The sequence below is a fragment of the Ruegeria sp. CDSB086 genome, assembly GCF_059611065.1.
The window spans coordinates 22,466-40,080 of record NZ_JBXWOV010000010.1; the positions used below are offsets into that span (position 1 = coordinate 22,466).

Annotated in this window: 21 protein-coding genes and 1 tRNA gene; 18 read left to right on the forward strand and 4 right to left on the reverse strand. The window is 53.1% G+C overall.

Annotated features, from left to right (window positions below; all coding sequences use genetic code 11):
* The first annotated feature begins 99 nt into the window (after window positions 1-99).
* The 5 genes from AC2FIO_RS18725 (at window position 100) to AC2FIO_RS18745 (ending at window position 6,593) form a co-directional block, all read left to right on the forward strand.
* Window positions 100-1,032, forward strand: coding sequence for an SdiA-regulated domain-containing protein (locus AC2FIO_RS18725; protein WP_142639638.1), 933 nt, complete (start codon window positions 100-102; stop codon window positions 1,030-1,032).
* A 219-nt stretch (window positions 1,033-1,251) separates the two neighbouring features.
* The gene (locus AC2FIO_RS18730) at window positions 1,252-2,796 is read left to right on the forward strand and encodes a ShlB/FhaC/HecB family hemolysin secretion/activation protein (protein ID WP_496699558.1); all 1,545 of its coding nucleotides are present in this window, start codon (window positions 1,252-1,254) and stop codon (window positions 2,794-2,796) included.
* Window positions 2,797-3,718: 922 nt separating this feature from the next.
* Entirely contained in the window at window positions 3,719-4,015 is a 297-nt protein-coding gene (locus tag AC2FIO_RS18735) for a hypothetical protein (protein ID WP_282121536.1), read from the forward strand.
* 220 nt (window positions 4,016-4,235) lie between these two features.
* The gene (locus AC2FIO_RS18740) at window positions 4,236-5,012 is read left to right on the forward strand and encodes a 2-keto-4-pentenoate hydratase (RefSeq protein ID WP_271952844.1); all 777 of its coding nucleotides are present in this window, start codon (window positions 4,236-4,238) and stop codon (window positions 5,010-5,012) included.
* 408 nt (window positions 5,013-5,420) lie between these two features.
* Window positions 5,421-6,593: a DUF2779 domain-containing protein gene (locus tag AC2FIO_RS18745; protein WP_496699560.1), complete on the forward strand. Its 1,173-nt coding sequence runs from the start codon at window positions 5,421-5,423 to the stop codon at window positions 6,591-6,593.
* Between the two features lie 85 nt (window positions 6,594-6,678).
* Here AC2FIO_RS18745 and AC2FIO_RS18750 read toward each other — a convergent pair whose 3' ends face one another.
* Entirely contained in the window at window positions 6,679-7,653 is a 975-nt protein-coding gene (locus tag AC2FIO_RS18750) for an adenylate/guanylate cyclase domain-containing protein (RefSeq protein ID WP_496699562.1), read from the reverse strand.
* Window positions 7,654-7,675: 22 nt separating this feature from the next.
* On the opposite strand from AC2FIO_RS18750, the gene AC2FIO_RS18755 reads away from it, so the two are divergent.
* The 7 genes from AC2FIO_RS18755 to AC2FIO_RS18785 all read left to right on the forward strand — a co-directional run bounded on the left by AC2FIO_RS18755 (window position 7,676) and on the right by AC2FIO_RS18785 (window position 10,060).
* Window positions 7,676-7,870 carry a hypothetical protein gene (locus AC2FIO_RS18755; RefSeq protein ID WP_170808407.1) on the forward strand — a complete coding sequence of 65 codons (195 nt, stop codon included), beginning with the start codon at window positions 7,676-7,678 and terminating at the stop codon, window positions 7,868-7,870.
* A gap of 248 nt (window positions 7,871-8,118) precedes the next feature.
* Window positions 8,119-8,212 (forward strand) — tRNA-OTHER (locus tag AC2FIO_RS18760).
* Between the two features lie 19 nt (window positions 8,213-8,231).
* Window positions 8,232-8,393, forward strand: a complete 162-nt coding sequence (locus tag AC2FIO_RS18765) for a hypothetical protein (protein WP_496699565.1) — start codon at window positions 8,232-8,234, stop codon at window positions 8,391-8,393.
* On the forward strand, window positions 8,383-9,444 hold the full coding sequence (locus AC2FIO_RS18770; protein ID WP_496699567.1) for a hypothetical protein: 1,062 nt from the start codon (window positions 8,383-8,385) through the stop codon (window positions 9,442-9,444). The genes AC2FIO_RS18765 and AC2FIO_RS18770 overlap by 11 nt, the downstream gene beginning before the upstream one ends.
* Window positions 9,437-9,601: a hypothetical protein gene (locus tag AC2FIO_RS18775; RefSeq protein ID WP_170334772.1), complete on the forward strand. Its 165-nt coding sequence runs from the start codon at window positions 9,437-9,439 to the stop codon at window positions 9,599-9,601. The genes AC2FIO_RS18770 and AC2FIO_RS18775 overlap by 8 nt, the downstream gene beginning before the upstream one ends.
* The gene (locus tag AC2FIO_RS18780) at window positions 9,594-9,746 is read left to right on the forward strand and encodes a hypothetical protein (protein ID WP_496699569.1); all 153 of its coding nucleotides are present in this window, start codon (window positions 9,594-9,596) and stop codon (window positions 9,744-9,746) included. Before AC2FIO_RS18775 ends, AC2FIO_RS18780 begins: the two co-directional genes overlap by 8 nt.
* Entirely contained in the window at window positions 9,746-10,060 is a 315-nt protein-coding gene (locus AC2FIO_RS18785) for a hypothetical protein (protein ID WP_171236819.1), read from the forward strand. Before AC2FIO_RS18780 ends, AC2FIO_RS18785 begins: the two co-directional genes overlap by 1 nt.
* A 459-nt stretch (window positions 10,061-10,519) precedes the next feature.
* Here AC2FIO_RS18785 and AC2FIO_RS18790 read toward each other — a convergent pair whose 3' ends face one another.
* On the reverse strand, window positions 10,520-11,392 hold the full coding sequence (locus AC2FIO_RS18790) for a bile acid:sodium symporter family protein (RefSeq protein ID WP_142639611.1): 873 nt from the start codon (window positions 11,390-11,392) through the stop codon (window positions 10,520-10,522).
* 194 nt (window positions 11,393-11,586) lie between these two features.
* On the opposite strand from AC2FIO_RS18790, the gene AC2FIO_RS18795 reads away from it, so the two are divergent.
* Complete coding sequence (locus AC2FIO_RS18795; RefSeq protein WP_142639613.1) at window positions 11,587-12,597, forward strand: AraC family transcriptional regulator; 1,011 nt, start codon at window positions 11,587-11,589, stop codon at window positions 12,595-12,597.
* 9 nt (window positions 12,598-12,606) lie between these two features.
* On the opposite strand, the gene AC2FIO_RS18800 is transcribed toward AC2FIO_RS18795, so the two are convergent.
* The gene (locus tag AC2FIO_RS18800) at window positions 12,607-12,729 is read right to left on the reverse strand and encodes a hypothetical protein (RefSeq protein WP_496699572.1); all 123 of its coding nucleotides are present in this window, start codon (window positions 12,727-12,729) and stop codon (window positions 12,607-12,609) included.
* Window positions 12,730-12,758: 29 nt separating this feature from the next.
* On the opposite strand from AC2FIO_RS18800, the gene AC2FIO_RS18805 reads away from it, so the two are divergent.
* The 3 genes from AC2FIO_RS18805 (at window position 12,759) to AC2FIO_RS18815 (ending at window position 14,866) form a co-directional block, all read left to right on the forward strand.
* Entirely contained in the window at window positions 12,759-13,625 is an 867-nt protein-coding gene (locus AC2FIO_RS18805) for a cysteine hydrolase family protein (RefSeq protein ID WP_058282012.1), read from the forward strand.
* A 48-nt stretch (window positions 13,626-13,673) separates the two neighbouring features.
* On the forward strand, window positions 13,674-14,159 hold the full coding sequence (locus AC2FIO_RS18810; RefSeq protein WP_142639615.1) for a YHS domain-containing (seleno)protein: 486 nt from the start codon (window positions 13,674-13,676) through the stop codon (window positions 14,157-14,159).
* Between the two features lie 137 nt (window positions 14,160-14,296).
* Window positions 14,297-14,866 carry a carboxymuconolactone decarboxylase family protein gene (locus AC2FIO_RS18815; RefSeq protein WP_142639617.1) on the forward strand — a complete coding sequence of 190 codons (570 nt, stop codon included), beginning with the start codon at window positions 14,297-14,299 and terminating at the stop codon, window positions 14,864-14,866.
* 19 nt (window positions 14,867-14,885) lie between these two features.
* On the opposite strand, the gene AC2FIO_RS18820 is transcribed toward AC2FIO_RS18815, so the two are convergent.
* Window positions 14,886-15,851 (reverse strand): LysR family transcriptional regulator, encoded by a 966-nt coding sequence (locus tag AC2FIO_RS18820; RefSeq protein WP_246097326.1) that lies wholly within the window; start codon window positions 15,849-15,851, stop codon window positions 14,886-14,888.
* An 82-nt stretch (window positions 15,852-15,933) separates the two neighbouring features.
* On the opposite strand from AC2FIO_RS18820, the gene AC2FIO_RS18825 reads away from it, so the two are divergent.
* The gene (locus AC2FIO_RS18825; protein WP_496699574.1) at window positions 15,934-16,560 is read left to right on the forward strand and encodes a pyridoxamine 5'-phosphate oxidase family protein; all 627 of its coding nucleotides are present in this window, start codon (window positions 15,934-15,936) and stop codon (window positions 16,558-16,560) included.
* Window positions 16,561-16,620: 60 nt separating this feature from the next.
* Complete coding sequence (locus AC2FIO_RS18830) at window positions 16,621-17,601, forward strand: alpha/beta fold hydrolase (protein WP_281995597.1); 981 nt, start codon at window positions 16,621-16,623, stop codon at window positions 17,599-17,601.
* The last annotated feature ends 14 nt before the right edge of the window (window positions 17,602-17,615 follow it).

Consider the following 17,615-nt stretch of genomic DNA (forward strand, 5'->3'; position numbering starts at 1 on the left):
GGATCAGGTAAAGAGATTACCGTGCATTCTTCGGACATTGCGTCCGGACTGTGATACGAACGCTGATACAAGGATATGGTCCAAGCGCGAGAAAATTGAATGGCAGAAAACAAAGTGTTTCCGTCAAAACCTACAATTTCACGGTGTTTCTGCAAACTTAGACGACTCGCTTTTACGGCCAGCTTGGTTGCGGCAGCCTTCTTGCCTTGGACCGATTTTGCCTACGCCGAAAGTGCTGGTTTGGTTCTGGTCGATAAATTCAAGGTGGCAGACAAATCAGAGGGATTTTCAGAGCCTTCCGGTTTGGCAATGTCTAACACTGAAGGCTTCTTGTGGTCTGTAAGTGATGCCGAACCTAAACTGCACCTACTCGGAGTCGACGGGGTATTAGGAAACTCTTTCAAGTTGCCAGCATTGGCAGGATCAGATTTGGAGGGTGTTGCACCTCGAAAAGATGGGTCTGTTTTGGTGCTTCAAGAAACTGACCGATCAATCCTAGTCGTTCACCCAACTGACCCCATTCAACTGACGACAATACCTCTCGCATCTCTTAAAGGTTACCCGACCGCCGCTGAATTACTCGTCGGCAACCCTTTGAATAAGGGACCCGAAGGTATCGCCGTTGACCCGGAATCCGGGCGGGTCTTCGTTGGCATTGAGGGACAACCAAGGTTGTTAATGGTGTTATCGCCAGAGCTAGACGAAATTATTGAGATCATTCCTTTAGCCCGCGATGCAGGTTTTATCTCCGAGCGTGTAGATGATGATGAACTGGATTTGAGCGGCCTGGCATGGTCCCGGTCCTCGCGTTCTCTTTGGATTGTGAGTGACAAAGGCCGTCAGATCTTCATCTACAATCCAGAATCCAAGTCCGTAAAGTCTATCAGTTTGACGTTCACAGAAGATGGAAAACAAAAAGAAGTTAAACATCCCGAAGGGATCGCTCTCGATGAGATCAGAGGGCTTCTCTATATCCTGACAGATGATGCCAAGAAATCGCGGCTTTATGTTTTTGAGCAACCGGAGTTGTGAGGACTGTCCTACTAGTTCTCTACTCTGCGTGGTTGAAAAGCGGGGTTGTGTAAATGAGTGCCGTCTTATGTGCAGTATATTAAGTAAATCTGCGCTCTGTTCGATATGTTTCTAAAAAACATCACCCATCAATATATTCGAATAGCGTCAGGTTCACACATGCGAACCATGTAATAACGTTGGGCTTCAACATGCTCAGTCACCTTAAGGTTATCGATAATGCCCGTATCCAATTCGGTTGTAATTGCGATCATTTGCACATTAGTGGCCTTTGTTGCAGTTCCAAAATACAGCATTGCCCAAACCTGGGACATCGCATCACAGCACTCTGTCAGCGGCGTAACGGTATATGATACGGATGAGCTGTTAACGTTTGCCGGTCAGTTGGCTTTTGATCGGTCAGGGCGCATCACAGCAGTGGATGTCGCATCAACGATCACGCAGATCTACCGAGAAGACGGTTACTTCTTGGCTGAGGCCTGGCCCGGCCCCGATGGGCAGAGCATAATTGTTGATGAAGGGCGCATTCAAACCATCGAAATTGAAGGTGTAGATACGCGCACGTTCCAAACCCTAGAGAAGATTTTTCAGCCCCTCACCACCTCCTATCCCATAACGCTGAAACGATTTGAGCGGGCGGTTATGCTAGCCGAGGACATACCTGACTTGGAGTTGTCGACCGAACTTGATTACCCGGATCAGGCTGGTGCTCGGCTGAGAGTATTGGGAGAGCCACTGCGAAAACAAGCCGGTAGTGCGACACTCGACAACCCTCCGCGTGAGCTTGGAGAAGCGCTCAGCTTCTATGTCGTGCAAGAGTTTTATTCAACGCTGACCGTCGGGGATTTGCTGCGATTTGAGGGATCAGGCAATTACAATTGGGACAAAGACGATGAGCACTCTTTATGGGGCGCTCTTACCTATCGCACGCCGCTGAACAGCAATGGTCTGTACGGTGAGATCTTCTACGGGAACATAAACGCAAAACGTGACCTCTCAGGGGACTTTGCGAGAACAGATATTGACGGCGAGAACTTCACAGTCGCGATGGGTTACCCCGTGATCCGCGATGTGGCCCGTTATGGATATCTTCTGCTGGACTATCGCCTTTCAAAAGCGGATTCAGTCAGTGGTGGCGTTCCACTATCCAGTGACGCGAGTGTCGTTGGCCTTACATATCTTTACGGGCAAAACTATCCAAAGGGACAAGCTCTGGAAGCGGGGCTAACCTTATCTTTTGGTGACAATGACAACGACACGACAGACGCGAATTTTGACGACGGGGACTCTTCGTTCTGGCATCTACGAGGCGGCATCGGATACGAAAGCCCACTAACGGGCTTGTCGCCCAACACAGCTTGGCGCACCGAGATTTGGGGGCAGTACACAACAGACCGGCTGCCCTCTGTCGAAGAGTACTTCCTTGGTGATCGCTATGCTTTGCGCGGATATCGTTTTGACGAAGTGGATGGTGATTCCGGGATTTCCGCGATTTTCGAAGTGTCTCATTCCTACTTCCCCAGTTCCCAGAGCATACATCGCTTAACGCCCTTTGCCTTTTTCGACGTGGGTTACATCTCGAACAATGACCCTGCGAGTTTTGAAGTTGACAATGCTACACTGGCATCGACAGGTCTTGGGTTGGACATTGAGTTTAAGCAAAATCTATTCCTGTCCGGATATGTCGGTGTCCCTTTGAGAAACGGTCCGTTGACCGACTCAGGCGATCCTGGCGCGTATCTTGCTCTGACAACAAGTTGGTGAGGATGTTATGAAACTGAACCGAATTGCTGTACTTACCGCAACTTGTCTAATTGCAGAACTGGCCGCTACTCAGGTCTTTGCCCGCGGAAATCACTACGGGTGGTGCCGAGGCGTAGGGAACCCACACCAGTCGAGCCAAGGGTGCGGGCAGGCTGGTGGGCAAGGGGCAGGTAATCAAGTTACTGGCCCAACTCAGCCGGTGGCAAATCAGTTACCGCCTAAGGGAACGCAGCAAACGCCCACGTCCGTTACTGTTCCAGTCCTTACGCCGGGCGCGGTCCCGAACGCAATTCCCGGTCAGGTTCCTATTGCGACACCAATAGCGGTTCCTGGTCAGGTTCCCACGCCGGTAGTAGCGCCAACTCTAGCTCCGCCTTTGGCACCAAACGCGACACCAAACCGGGTTCCGACAGCCGTTCCCAATCAGGTTCCACCATTGGCTACCGGTCCTACCGCGGTGCCGCCGCAAGTTCCGACTGCAACTCCCAATCAAGTTCCGGTCGCTACCCCTGGCCAGGTTCCGCCTCAACCCACCGGCCCAACAGCGGTGCCGCCACTTGTGCCCACCGCAACACCAAACCAAATACCAGTCGCAGTTCCTGGTCAGGTCCCACCTCAGCCCACCGGTCAAACTGCTGTGCCACCGCTCGTCCCGACTGCAACACCAAACCAGATTCCGGTTGCAGTGCCCGGCCGTGTTCCGCAACCCAGCGGTACTACGGCGACGCCACCGCTTGTACCAACCGCAACCCCCAATCAGGTTCCCACGGCGGTTCCTGGCCAGGTTCCACAGTTGACACCAAAACCGACGGCAACTCACGTGGCAGTCCCAGGACATCCGAAACCACAAGGCGTCGTGACAATCATGCGCCCTAAGCCGAGGCCGACGACCGGTACTGTCCAGCGACCTGGAACAACTCAAGTGACCCACCATATAACCCACCAAAGCAATGCGAAGAAACACGATCACGTCGCAGCAACACCTGGGCGGCATGATCCGCACGACCTACCGAGATTCCGCAACGCGGCGGCCAAGGAAGACTGGGAATGCGTTGCCAGCGGATTTGGGCAACGTCGGTATGATGCCGGGCGCGGCGTGTTGCTGAACAGCGGGGCACTACGACACCTTGGAAATGTGGATGCGATGGCTCGTGATGTACCAGCACGGCACCCGAAGCATTCCGGATGCATTATCTCGGTCAAACGAAAGCGGCAGTAGCGCCAGGCGCATCTTGAAGCCTTAGAGGAATTCTTCCGAGTGGGAAGCTGGTTTCCAACCAAGGTTAAGTTGAAGAATAGACATCAACCGAAGGTTGTCATCTCTCAGAAGGTTAATGAGGCATATCCACACTTTCATTGCAAGCCTTTGAGTTTCCGACGATGGCCCTTCAAAACCTCGCTTGCATCGCAATCCAGCCGTCGGAGCGTATAATGCGAATATGACAAGAGATATTGAATCTAACGCTCAGACAATTGCTGATGCCCTGACCTCTGCCCAGCAGATACCTAAACTGTCTTCAGAGGCAGGACAGCTATCGCTGGATGACGCTTATTCGATTGCTAGTCGTGTCCGCGAGATTCTGGACAAAGAAAGAGTTGGCAGAAAAGTCGGCTTCACGAACCGCACGATTTGGCCTGTTTACGGTGTGGATCAACCCATTTGGGGAGAGGTCCACGCAGATGGGCTGTTTTCGACTGATCAGCCGGTAAACTTGGCAAGGTATTCAGAACCGAGGATTGAACCAGAAATCGTACTCGGCCTTAGACATACACCGACGGCTGAAATGAACGATGAGCAGTTGGCAGGTTGCGTGGAGTGGGTCGCTCCAGGATTTGAAATCGTCCAATCGATTTATCCCAACTGGAAATTCTCGGTCGAAGACTCAATCGCAGCACAAGGATTGCACGGCTGCCTTGTTCTTGGCGACAAAATCGAGGCGACGCATGATATCTTGACCGGCTTGGCCGAAGTGCCACTAGCGTTGTTCAAGGGCACCGAGGCTATCGAGGCCGGCAAGGGTGAAAACGCGCTCGGCGGCCCAATTAAAGTCCTGGCTCATCTTGTGTCTCTGCTTTTCAAAGACGACCAGCTTCAGGGAGGCGAGCTAGTCACAACTGGCACATTGACAGACGCATGGCCAGTGTCTCCAGGTGAAGAATGGTCAGCTGGTTTTGGTGGCGTGATGGACGCCGAGCTATCGGTACGATTTACATGAGGCTTTGGTAGAGTGGTAACGCCGACTGCACCAAAGAAAAGTTACTCTCAATAGCTGACCATGATGGTCTTCCACTGGTTTCACCAATTCTGGAATGCAAATTACACGATGCTATCCAAATCAGACTACATGTTGTTTCTCAGGCACCCTGCCTGGCTCTGGATCAAAAAGCATGCCAGGCATCTGTTGCCGCCAATTGACCCTTCGTTGCAAGCACGCTTTGACGAGGGGCACGCCTTTGAACCATATGCAGAGGAGCTTTTTGGTGATCTCGTTCGCCTCGGTTTTTCAGATTTTTCAGAATACCAGGCTCTGCCCGCGCGTACTTTGGAGGCTTGGAGAAACGGTGCAAACGCAGTGGCGCAGGGACGCTATGAAGATGGAACCATAACTTGCATCTCCGACATCGTGAGCCGCAGTGATGATGGGTACGTTCTGACAGAGATCAAGAGCGGGACTTCTGCAAAACCCGAGCACACTTTTGATCTCGCATTCCAGCGTGTCGTGCTTGAGGCGGCCGGGTTCCCCATTACGCGCTGCGAAGTTGCACATGTGAACCGTGATTACGTCAGAAACGGCGAAATCAATCCGCAAGAGCTTGTCGGCATCACTGACATCACGGATGCGGTGACTGAGCAGCTCGAAAAAACACGCACGCTTATCGATCAGGCATTGAGCGTCGTTGCCAGCGGTACGATGCCTGATCCGTCCCCCGAACGTGCGCGCCTTAAATCCTATGGTGAATGGCTGGAGATCCGCGAAAAATTCGACCCACCTCTCGCGCATGACAGTATCCACCGCCTTCCGTTCATGAATGCGGAAAAAGCCTCGGAACTCATCGCAAATGGGATCACAAAGATTGACGAGATCAGTGATCCATCTGTGTTGGGCAAGTCGACACAGCGCTACTTGAGAACAGTGGCGAACGGTGAACGCACAATCGATCATCAGGAGTTAAGCAGGTTTCTGAGCGAGATTGTCTATCCGGTTCACTATTTTGACTACGAGACATCTCAGAGTTTGCTGCCACCCTGGGACGGAACGCGTCCCTATCAGCAAGTGGCTTTCCAGTATTCCTTGCATATCCAGCATGAGCCTGGCGGAGAAATTGAGCACAGGGAGTATCTCCACCGAGACGCCAGTAACCCAATGCCAGCCTTGCTGAAAAGGCTTCGTGAGGACATAGGAAACGTTGGCTCTGTAGTGGTTTGGTATGCTCCGTTCGAGAAATCGCGCAATACGGAAATGGCGGAAACTTATCCAGAGCATGCAGAGTTCCTGAAAGGCCTAAACGCCCGCGTTGTAGATCTTATGAAGCCGTTTGCGGATGAAGTGATCAACGATCCCGCGTTCAAGGGAAGCGCCTCTATCAAGGCCGTTCTTCCAGCGTTTTTGCCAGAACTTTCATACGATGATCTGGACATCAAAGAGGGGGCGAGCGCGTCTCGCCTTTGGAAGGACGTAACACTGACGGAACCGGATGATCCAGCGCGCGAGAAGGTATATGCTGATCTTGTGGCGTATTGCACGCGCGACACCTGGGCGATGGTCGCAATTCATCTGGAATTGCTGGCGATGTGAGGCGTGCTGCGTAGCAAAAGACGTTTTGCGACTTTGCTCTGCTGGGTATCTGTGTGGTTTGTCGGCGTTAGAGCAGCCGCAATACTCAATCTTGCCACTCCAGCCGATATAAGACGTGGTGACCGCGTAGACCTTTCAGGAGTCTCGGCTCTATTTCAGAAAATGAGAAATCGGTTCGTCCTCCGACCATGGCGCGAGTCGCATCTGACACGAGTATCTCGCCTGCCGCACCAATGGTCGTTATCCGTGACGCTTTGTTGACCACCGTACCGAAAAAATCTCCACGAGATTGCACGACATCACCAGTATGAATCCCAATCCGGACACCGAAAGATGGCTCCTCGGAAGCCGATGCAATGGCCCCCTGAATCTTGATAGCGGCCGTTAGTGCTTCTTTCGCGGACGGAAAGACGGACAACGTTCCGTCTCCAAGGGATTTCACGAACTGGCCATGATACTTTTCAATGATCGCCGCCAAGACTTGGAAGTGGTTTTCGATCAGCACCGACCAACGCTGATCGCCCAACGCCTCCGCCAACGTTGTGCTGCCCTCCACATCAGTGAAAAGTACCGAAGCCAAACCTTCAGTTTGGATCAGTTCGGGTCCATCTTCGCGCGCAGCATCAACCAGTTTTTGGATGGCCAGCTGTTCTTTACCCACGAGTTCAATATTTGGAGTGGGCACTGAAGCGTGGCGATTGATGATCTTCCAGGCCGCACCCTCCAAGACAAAAATCAGAACGGTGCGGTAGAAGACGGGCTCATCAAAGCCGACAAACTGAATCTTATGGACAAAGGATGACCATCCGGTTTCTGCGTTTTCAAAGGCCTCAGCTTCAACTTCTTCGAAAACGACGGGAGCCGGGATCTCCGCAAAAAAGCCGCTAACCCCATCGCGAACTGCTTGCCCGCTCCAAAACTCACCTTCGCCTGTCCCAACGAACCTTAGTTCATCTGATTTCGAGAGATAGTTCCGTAATTCGTCAGTATTCTTCTTGGTTCTGAGTATTTCATACCAACGCCTTGAAACTGCCAGCAATTCAGGTGAGGAACGTATCATCACAAATGTCTCGAGACGCTAAATGGAACGAGATTTACAAGGCCTTGCAACCGGTATCTCCATTTTTCGAAAGATGCAGATCAATGCTGCCGCTGAGGTTTGGTCAGATCAAGACTTTTGTATTTCTCCAGAACAGAGCGCACCAAACGCAGATCAAAAGACGCGCGGCGGTTCAGAGCGAGTTATCGACGGAACTTCTGAGTTCGAATCCGGATGACAGGGCATCGAATCGCTTCGCTGTCTGAGAGCTACTCGACGCTGTACTGAACCGTAAAATAGGATGCTTCATTCTTTTTGGCACACGCTAAGCTAGAAGGTTCCCAGAACTACGCGGTGAATTTCTAGGTGCAGCACGCTCTGTCTTGACATGGTTATGCGAACTGGTTCAGCTTGCGGACATGACGTTCACACGCATCCACTGCCATCGAATATCGGCCTGAGGTCGATAACCCACGCAAAATCCGTGGGAGGCAGCATTGGTATGCGGGCGAGGCTTATATCCTTGTAATTGCTCCAGATTAGAGTGCACGAGTCGGTTCGATTCCGACGCCTCCTACCATTCTCAGGAGGAATCCGACATGGCGGACGACGTGAAGAACACAATTGACTTCAACGATATCAAGCAATCGGTCGAGGAGTGCCTCGGACGCACACCCGAAGGCTGGTCCGGCTTGCCAGATCTCGAGAGGGGTCTTCCATCTCAACAAGACCAAGTTCTGGAGAATGTGAATGATGGATGATGTCGAAAAGAGCTGGAAGGAATTTCGGGAAAAGGTCCGAGGTGTGATCGAGAACCATGGAGCGCCAGATGATCTCCGCTCATTTGACGCCTGGTACGCCGAAGAGATGCGTTTGGTGATGGCGCACAACTACCCAGCTCCGCACGTCTCTGACGTCACATGGTCGACCGAGGTTCTGCATGCCGAGTGTGATGACCGCGAAGTGGTCGACCGTATGATGACTGCTATGGCGGAGGTTTCACATGATCTCAAAGAGGCGCGGGCCGGGAGGTCAGTGATGAGCAGTGTTGTCGACTGGAACGATATTCATGGAAGCGTCTTCAAGCAGCTTGGTGAGTATCGTGCCGGGTGGGCGGAGCAGCTTACGCTTGCACTTGAGAAAGTGAAGAGGTTGATCGACGAGCAGCCCGACCTGTTTGGTGATGAACACCCGTCCATCGTTCAGATCAAACAGAAATGGGGAGGCTTGCGCGTCTATGAGGGCCCGGACTGCAACCAGGCTGCGAGTGAAGAGATTCAATGGCGTGTCGATCAGATTGAGCAAACCTGTGAAGGTTGTTCTAATTCTGCCCAACGCCAGAACTTCCTTGGGTTTGTGACGACGCTTTGCAGCTGGTGCTACAATGATGCTCTGCGGCGGCGATTTGAGGGCGCTGAAGAATCCTGGCCCGACAGCCTGAGGCTGGACATTGTGGAAAACTATCCAGACCTCGTTTCTCCGAATTGCGCATCTCTTGTTCCTGCTGTCGGAAAGGGCTGGCTCGTCATGATTTCGCAAGCACTCCACAAGCTTTCCTTCAGTCAGGATTTCAGGGCACTGGACCTTGGAACTATTCAGATCTCGGAAATTAGGAAAGGCCGGGATGGCAAGATTTCCATCGGTTTCAGTCGATACCACGATCTCATTCAGGAGTACGCTGACTGGATGGAATTTCGATGCGGTGTGACGTGTGAAGAGTGTGGCCACGTTGGTGACATCGTTCGGACAGCCGACGGGTCTCAAGTGCTCTGTTCTCACTGTTACTGTACTCGGGAGAAGTCTGATGGGTGATGACGACGACGTTGAGCTGGATGAACAAACCTTGCGTTTGCTTAGGCTTCGGGAGGCTGAAATTGCGGCCGGTCGAGCAAAACTTACCAAGCCGATTACCTCGGATGAGATCCGGTCGCGAAAGGTGCCTGATCCGAAGGGTAAGCCAGATGAGTGACGAGACTTCAAAAGAGGAAATCCCAATTTTCGTAATCTACCAGACTTTGGTGAACGGCCAACTTCGAGCGATTGAAGGAAAAGAAGTCACTGTAAAACCAAACAAGATCTTAGTCTTGACGATCAGTGTCGAGGATGTTGAGTGATGACAGATGATTTTTCAGAAGAAGAGATCTTCGGGCGCCCGTTACAGGATGTTCCTCTGGATGCCTTGATCGCAGAGTTGCAAGCTCGTCGCAGAGAGGGTCCGGAGGTCTGGCTTGCATTGCGCAAAATGATTCTCGAGCAAATCGCCGATTTTGCACAGCGTCCGGCCGATGCGCCCAAATGGCGGGATGAATGGGTCAAAGAGAACACCTGGGATCTAGTGACTGAAGACCATGATGTCGAGATCACTGATGGTAGCGGCAACGTGTTCGACGACCTCGGGATCGAAGACCCAAGGAAGAAGACTTGGTGATGGGGGCCGAGCATTTCAGCTTGATCTTATCCGCCGTGATCATTGTCGCTTTGACGATCTACGTCAGACACATCGTCCACACTGCTGGAAAAGATCGCGAAGTCGATCCAGAGCGAGTGAAGAAGATCATGCGAGATCTGGACTACAAAGTGGGCTCGATGCGGCCATTATCCGCGGCTTGCATGTTTGGCAGGTCCAGCCCAATCCGGACACTTAATCCAAGACTTTGCAATTCCGACTTGCGGACAAAACTGACCTTGGCGTCTACACCTTCGCTGACGCAGGATCCACCGCACTGGCAACAACAGCTCTTCCCTTCAACAGGGAAAATCGCCAAAGCGGCCGTTCCACAACGGGCTTTGGAGCTCCTTGGTCGCTCTTTGACCAGACGGCGCTCTGGCATGGAAACAAAGGGGCTTGGCTCAGCGCATAACCAAAGCTAGCGAATAGGCGTCAGGATCATGAAATTGGGCTTCTTCGCGCAAGGAGGGCGAAGACAGGCAACATTGTTACGATCCAGACCACGCTATAAATTGCGGATGGTATGGCATATTCGCTTAACCCATTGGTGTTAGGCAACAGCAAAGTAGCAATTGCGATTCCCAAAGCTCCGTTTTGAACGCCGGTCTCAATTGAAATCGTCTTCGCCTCGATGTCTGTGCATCCGAGCATCCCTGAACTCATGATGCCAATAAACGTGAGTGACGCACCTACAACAAAAAGTGCGGGTCCAAGCCTAAGGTAGTTATCCGCGACCACCACCCAGTTTGAAATGATAGCGCCTCCGATGACCATCGCAAAAAGTAGCATAGAGACCTTGCTAAAGATTGGTTCGACCGCAGCTACAATTCGCGGCGCCAAGGATCGCGCGATCACCCCGGCTAGGATCGGTGAAGCTGTTAAAAAAAACATTGCTAAAGCCGTCGAAGAAATGTCGATAGCGGGCGCAGTTGCCCCCATGAACATCTGCATCGAAAACCCCAGGATGAGCGGTACCGTAACGACACAAGTCAGACTGAAGACTGCTGTAAGAGTAACGGACAAAGCGACATCCCAATTCGAAAGCTTGGTCACGATGTTACTGATCACCCCGCCCGGACAGGCCGCTAAAATCATGATGCCAACGGCTGCCTCAGCGGAAATCCCAAAGATAAAAGTCACCATCAAAGCGATGCAAGGCAGCAAAATGATCTGGTTGAGAGCGCCGACGCAAAAGGCCCGTGGACGTCGTCCGATGCGTTGAAAGTCAGCCGCTGTGAGTCCGAGGCCAAGGCAGAACATGATGACAACAACTGCGAGCGGCAGCAGCACAGATATGAAAATTTCGCCCATCTACCATGACCTCTATGGCTGCATGCTTCCGCACGCTTTCGGACGATACCGTTCAGAAAACCTGATGACGAGTGTTATCAGTTTGGCGCATTTATCCTCAAGCGCCCGAAGATCGAGGCTGTCTCTATTTATTATACCTATCACAGGGTTGGACGATCTGGCGTGAAAGAGCTTTCCAGTGCTAATCTCACTGTATGGCAAGTGTAACTTACGCATTCGCCCGCGCGATGGCCAACGCCGCCGGGATGACGCTAAACGACGATGGCGCCCTGATTTCGAATGGCGCTGTCGTGCTGCGTCTACCAGAAGCTCAAGACGGCCAATTGGCGGATGATGCGTATTTCGATCTGATCGATTGGATTCGTACGCAACAAGCGGACGAGGCCGCGTTGGTTGAGGCCTATGCGAACGCGATTGCGACCGATGATCTCGGCGTCCTTGGCCTAGCCGTAAAGACAGCTCCGACCTTGCGGCAATCTTTGCAACGGATCGAGCGTTATTTTCGTCTCGTAACGGACACCGCAGTTTACAGACTTGATGAAACCGGCGATCCGGTCCTTTGGATTTTTGAGGGACAAACATCACATCGCGCTGCCTTGGAGCTGCGCAACGAATGCGCGCTTGCGGCCTTTGCGAGGAACATGCATCGGTTTGTGGGTGATGGGTTGTCGCTCGCATATGTCACGTTTCAGCATCCATGCAGACAAGAACCAGAGCGTTACGCCGAATATTTCGGGTGCCCGGTTCGATTTGGGAGCGCCCACAACGCCATTGCTATGCGCCCTGCTATGCTGGAAAGCGAAAATCGTCTTGGCGATCCGGGCTTGTCAGATTTCATGACGAAGCACCTGGATGAGGAGTTCAACTCTCGCGATGACGACACCTCACTGAGCCAAGCAATTGTCCACCGGCTTACACCGGCCCTGAGTAACGGCGCGCCGCAAGCAGCGCATGTCGCACAAGAGATGGGAATGAGCGAGCGCACGCTTTACCGCAGGTTGGCCGAGGAAGGGCTGACCTATCGCGACGTTCTTGGTCAGGCACAAGTTGCACTTGCTCGTGACCTGCTCCGTGACGGTAAGGCTTCCATAGCCGAGATCGCCTTTATGACCGGGTTTTCGGAACAGAGCACGTTCAGCCGCGCCTTCAAGCGCTGGGTTGGCCAGGCTCCGGCACGATTCAGGCAGCAGGCGACCTCCGACTAGGCACACACCTCAATACCACATGGCAGGTTCGGCCAAAACCTTGGCAGGGCGGGCCGATACCTCAATCGATGTGGTGCATAACTTCTTCTTTGTCAGATCCACCTGGGGCGCTGCCGAGTAAAGCAAACCCATTTGCCCCTCTCAGACAAAGGAAATTTGCAATGAGCAATCATGACCACAAACATGGAGCAAGCTGCGCTTGCGACGTCACGCCCGAACGCGTTGATATGGCGCGCCGGCGACTCTTGCAACAAGCCGCCGGTGCGGCCGCGGCAGGTACAACAATAGTGGCTGGCGGGCAGGCCCTTGCCGCGACCGACGAAGCACGCGCCTACTATGCTGACCCGGAAAATCCAGGCCTTCCCCAAATCGACATGACCATCGAGCCGGGGCGTACTGCGCTTGTGGTGACCGACCCCCAGATTGATTTTTTGTCAGAGGACGGTGTGACGTGGGGCGTCGTTGGCGAAAGCGTGACCGAACAGGGCACGGTCGACAATATCGAACGGCTTTTCATTGCCGCCAAGGCTGCGGGGATGCCGGTCTTCATCTCGCCCCACTATTACTACCCACATGACCACAAATGGGAGTTCGAGGGCACTCTGGAAGCGACGATGCACAGCATCGGCATGTTTGACCGCCTGGGACCGCTCAATTTGGACAACTTCGAGGGCTCAGGTGCCGACTGGATGCCGCAATACAAGAAGTACATCGAGGATGGCGAAACCATCATTTGCTCGCCACACAAGGTTTACAGCCCTGCTCAGAATGACCTGAACCTGCAATTGCGTAAACGCAAGATCGACAAGGTGATCCTCGCGGGGATGTCGGCGAACCTGTGTACGCAGGCGCATCTCTACGAGCTGCTGGAGCTGGGCTACGAAGTCGCTGTCGTTCGCGATGCCACAGCCGGGGCCAAGGTGCCTGAAGGTGACGGGTATCTCGCCGCCATCATCAACTTCCGCATGGTCGCCAACGGCGTCTGGTGGACCGACGACGCGGTTGAGCGCATTGGCCAATCGGCCTGACCCAAATCGATCTTCAAATTTGATCCTAGCATCCTGAAAGGACATATCATGACACGCATCTTTACATTTCCCACGCTTACAACAGCGTTGACTCTCGCCCTGGCGGCGGCGGCATTGGCTGACGATGAATACAACGTTTCGAACAGTCTTACCTTGACTGGGCAGCCCCTCGGCATGCATGGCGTCGATCCTGTATCGATGTTTGAAGCCGAAATACCCGAAATGGGCAACGCCACTTTTACATCGGCCCATGATGGAGTGGACTACTATTTTGCGTCGCAGGCAGCGAAAGCCACATTCGAGGCGGATCCGACGGCACATCTGCCTCAATTCGGCGGGTTCTGCGCCTTTGGCGTCTATGTAGGCAAGAAGCTTGATGGCGATGTTCGGTATGCCGATATCGTGGACGACAAGCTCTATCTCTTTGTGAATGAAGAAATCTTCAAGAAGTACCTTGAGGACAAAGAGACCGTGATCCAAGGCGCCCATGCCAAGTGGGCAGACATCCACCACACGCCTGTCGGCAGCCTTTGATCGAGGAATTTGGTGGCTTTTGCCGGTCGGAGCCACCACTGCCTCTCCCCTCCCCAAAAGGCCGGCATTTCTCCAAGACACCCTGTCCGCAATGACAATTCGCGTGTGTCGAAAACTCTTCCCAAAGGAAACCAGACATGACTGATTTTGAGACATATACAATCGCCTCAGCCCCTGATGCCGCGAAACCAATTCTGGAAGCATCGCTGAAAGGATATGGTTTTGTACCCAACCTTTATGCGGCCATGGCCGAAGCGCCCGCAATTTTGGAAGGCTATACGACACTTTCCAGCATCTTTGGAAAGACCAGCCTGTCAGAGACTGAGCGCCAGATCATCCTTATGACTAACAACCGGTTGAACGGGTGCAAGTACTGCATGGCCGCCCATACCACTCTTTCACAGATGGCCGGTGTCCCCGAAGACGTGATCGCAGCGTTACGCGATGGCAGCCCTATCGCCGACCCCAAATTGGAAGCACTGCGCAAATTCGCCATCGTGATCAACGAAAGCCGAGGCTGGCCCAGCGACGCACAGGTCGAAGCGTTTCTGACGGCTGGTTACACACGCCGATCTATGCTGGAAGTCATCCTCGGCACAGCGTTGAAAACCCTGTCGAACTATACGAACCATGTGGCGGAAACCGCGTTGGATGATGCCTTTGTGCCAAATGCATGGATCGCCTCGGTCGCGGCAGTGGCTGAATAGCGCGACGCCCGCCCATTTGTTAATCTTGCTTTTGGACCTGTGTTTGATTCCCGACAAGAAGGGGATCTGATTTTAGACGTCCGACAGCAAAGTCAACAAAGGTGCGCACCTTCGCAGACACGGTTCGTCCCTCTTGATGCACAAGATGGATGGGGACTTCGGGTGGTTCATACGACTTTAGAACAGTCTTGAGCCGCCCATCTGCAATGTAGGGTGCGACTTGATAGGACAGAAGCCGCCCGACACCATGACCTTGCAAGGCCAACTCGATCACAGCGTCATTTGTGTTCATGCTGATGCGTGGGCTCATGCGTTTGGTGACAGTCTTTCTGCCCCGTTGAAAATGCCATTGGGCCGATGCATTCAAGGCAGTTGAATTAATGATTGCATGGCAGGATAAATCATCGGGCGTATCTGGTTCGCCATATTGGTCAAGATATTTACGGGAAGCAAACGCGACCTGCCTCACCGTACCACACCTGACAGCCATCAAACTGGAATCAGCGAGGTTGCCAATTCTGATCCCGACGTCGAGACCCTCATCAATCAGATTGACCACTCGGTCCACATAGAGCGTGCGCGCTGAGAGCTTTGGATACAGATCCAGAAATTCGCCCAAAATTGGAGTGACGAACATACGGCCAAACAGGACTGATGCAGTAACACTAATTTCCCCGGTCGGTTCGGCATAGGAACCGACAGCGGCGCGCTCGGCCTCTTCAAGGTCAGCCAGAATACGTCTGGCATCCTCAAAAAACCTTTGCCCGCTATCAGTCAGCATCACTGAGCGCGTTGTGCGTACAAAAAGACGTAGCCCGAGGCTGTCCTCAAGCATAGAAACCATTCGGGTCACTGTCGGTGGTGACATGTTGAGGTCGCGGGCCGCAGCAGCGAAACCTTTTAGTTCGGCGACCTTCACAAAGACTTTTAACGCGTGAAATCTGTCCAAGATATTATTCCATATTTTTGAATAATATATTGCCAAGTATCCAAATTCCGCAACTTGAAAGCTCCAATTAACTTCACCTCAGTCCCAGGGCATCGCCCAGGCCGAGATGGAGAATTCAATGGCACGACCCTTTGCAGAGATCAGCTTCACGCCCTCCGTTCGCGAAACGCAGGCCAAAAACGGTTCAGCTAACGGCTACGCGAAGTTTCTGGACGGCACGCGTCAGGAGGACTCAATCAGCCCGGTCGAGGCCAGGTTCATCGGGCAAAGAGACGGCTTCTATCAGGCAACAGTCTCGGAAACCGGCTGGCCCTATGTACAATTTCGCGGTGGACCAGCGGGTTTTCTGAAAGTGTTGGATGAACGGACACTTGCCTACGCCGATTTCCTCGGCAACCGGCAATATCTCAGCACTGGGAATCTGCTGGGCAATGACCGAATCTCGCTGATCCTGATGGATTATCCCAATCAGCGACGCCTCAAGATCTGGGGTCGGGCGATACTCATTGATGCCAATGCCGATCCGGCGCTGATGCAACGCCTGAGTGAGCCGGGCTATCGCGCTCATCCTGAGCGGGCGATTGTGATCAAGCTTGAGGCGATGGACTGGAACTGCCCGCAGCACATCCCCCAACGCCTGACCCTTGAAGAATTTGAAGATTACCTCGTCCCGCTTCGCACTGAGCTGGAAGCACTGAAAGCTCGAAACGCAAGGCTCGAAGAGGCACTGGGTCAGCAAAACTGACCGATATCAAGCCCCGCGCGTTCAAGCACGCACGCCGTAACCTGAAGAAAGGAAACATCCATGTCGCGCAATCTGAAATCCGTCCTGAGCGCCAGCATTCTCGCACTTTCCATTGCTGCGCCATTTACACCGGCGCCAGCAATCGCCGCAGAGACTGGAATTGAAGCTACGCAGGCTGTCAGCTTCCGCACGGAAGAAATCGGCGACATCGCTATCGCCTATCGTGAAGCAGGAGATCCAAACAGACCTACTGTCCTGCTGCTTCACGGCTTTCCGACCTCATCACATATGTTCCGCAACCTTATCCCTGAACTGGCCAAGCACTACCACGTGATCGCACCCGATTTTCCCGGATTTGGAGCGTCGGAGATGCCAAAGGCCGAAGGCTTCGAGTATTCCTTCGCGAATATCTCCGAAATGATGACATCGCTGCTCGACCGGAAGGGAGTCGAACAGTACTCGGTCTATTTGATGGACTATGGTGCCCCGGTTGGTTTCCGAATGTTTGCGGAACAGCCCGAGCGGGTAACCGGCTTCATCATTCAAAACGGGAATGCTTACGAGGAAGGGCTGCGCGAGTTCTGGGATCCAATCAAAGCCTATTGGGCCGAGCCATCGCAAGAGAACGGCGACCAGCTTCGTGGATTCCTCACTCTGGATGCAACCAAATGGCAGTTCACCCACGGCGTTAAAAAACCGGAACTGATCAGTCCCGACAATTATTGGCATGTCCAATACCTGCTCGACCGCGAAGGTAATCAAGAGGTGCAACTTGAACTCTTCCTAGACTACGGCACCAATGTTGCCGAGTACCCAAAATGGCAAGCGCTGTTTCGGAAGCATCAACCCCCGGCGCTACTGATGTGGGGTAAGAATGATCACATCTTTCCGGTCGAAGGCGCCTATCCCTATGAACGCGATCTGAATGATCTCGAGTTTCATCTGCTCGATACGGGTCACTTCGCGCTGGAAGAATATGGGCCCGAGATTGCGGCGCAAATGACCGCCTTTCTGAACCGCATCACCGCCGCCAGCAACTGACGTAAAACTGGCCG

Coding starts and splice junctions, on each gene's coding strand:
- AC2FIO_RS18790 (WP_142639611.1), bottom strand. CDS start 11,392: ATGGGCGAAATTTTCATATCTGTGCTGCTGCCGCTCGCAGTTGTTGTC.
- AC2FIO_RS18750 (WP_496699562.1), bottom strand. CDS start 7,653: ATGATACGTTCCTCACCTGAATTGCTGGCAGTTTCAAGGCGTTGGTAT.
- AC2FIO_RS18825 (WP_496699574.1), top strand. CDS start 15,934: ATGGCACGACCCTTTGCAGAGATCAGCTTCACGCCCTCCGTTCGCGAA.
- AC2FIO_RS18765 (WP_496699565.1), top strand. CDS start 8,232: ATGGCGGACGACGTGAAGAACACAATTGACTTCAACGATATCAAGCAA.
- AC2FIO_RS18740 (WP_271952844.1), top strand. CDS start 4,236: ATGACAAGAGATATTGAATCTAACGCTCAGACAATTGCTGATGCCCTG.
- AC2FIO_RS18830 (WP_281995597.1), top strand. CDS start 16,621: ATGTCGCGCAATCTGAAATCCGTCCTGAGCGCCAGCATTCTCGCACTT.
- AC2FIO_RS18770 (WP_496699567.1), top strand. CDS start 8,383: ATGATGGATGATGTCGAAAAGAGCTGGAAGGAATTTCGGGAAAAGGTC.
- AC2FIO_RS18805 (WP_058282012.1), top strand. CDS start 12,759: ATGAGCAATCATGACCACAAACATGGAGCAAGCTGCGCTTGCGACGTC.
- AC2FIO_RS18800 (WP_496699572.1), bottom strand. CDS start 12,729: ATGGGTTTGCTTTACTCGGCAGCGCCCCAGGTGGATCTGACAAAGAAG.
- AC2FIO_RS18755 (WP_170808407.1), top strand. CDS start 7,676: ATGGAACGAGATTTACAAGGCCTTGCAACCGGTATCTCCATTTTTCGA.
- AC2FIO_RS18795 (WP_142639613.1), top strand. CDS start 11,587: ATGGCAAGTGTAACTTACGCATTCGCCCGCGCGATGGCCAACGCCGCC.
- AC2FIO_RS18810 (WP_142639615.1), top strand. CDS start 13,674: ATGACACGCATCTTTACATTTCCCACGCTTACAACAGCGTTGACTCTC.
- AC2FIO_RS18785 (WP_171236819.1), top strand. CDS start 9,746: ATGACAGATGATTTTTCAGAAGAAGAGATCTTCGGGCGCCCGTTACAG.
- AC2FIO_RS18725 (WP_142639638.1), top strand. CDS start 100: ATGGCAGAAAACAAAGTGTTTCCGTCAAAACCTACAATTTCACGGTGT.
- AC2FIO_RS18730 (WP_496699558.1), top strand. CDS start 1,252: ATGCCCGTATCCAATTCGGTTGTAATTGCGATCATTTGCACATTAGTG.
- AC2FIO_RS18815 (WP_142639617.1), top strand. CDS start 14,297: ATGACTGATTTTGAGACATATACAATCGCCTCAGCCCCTGATGCCGCG.
- AC2FIO_RS18780 (WP_496699569.1), top strand. CDS start 9,594: ATGAGTGACGAGACTTCAAAAGAGGAAATCCCAATTTTCGTAATCTAC.
- AC2FIO_RS18775 (WP_170334772.1), top strand. CDS start 9,437: ATGGGTGATGACGACGACGTTGAGCTGGATGAACAAACCTTGCGTTTG.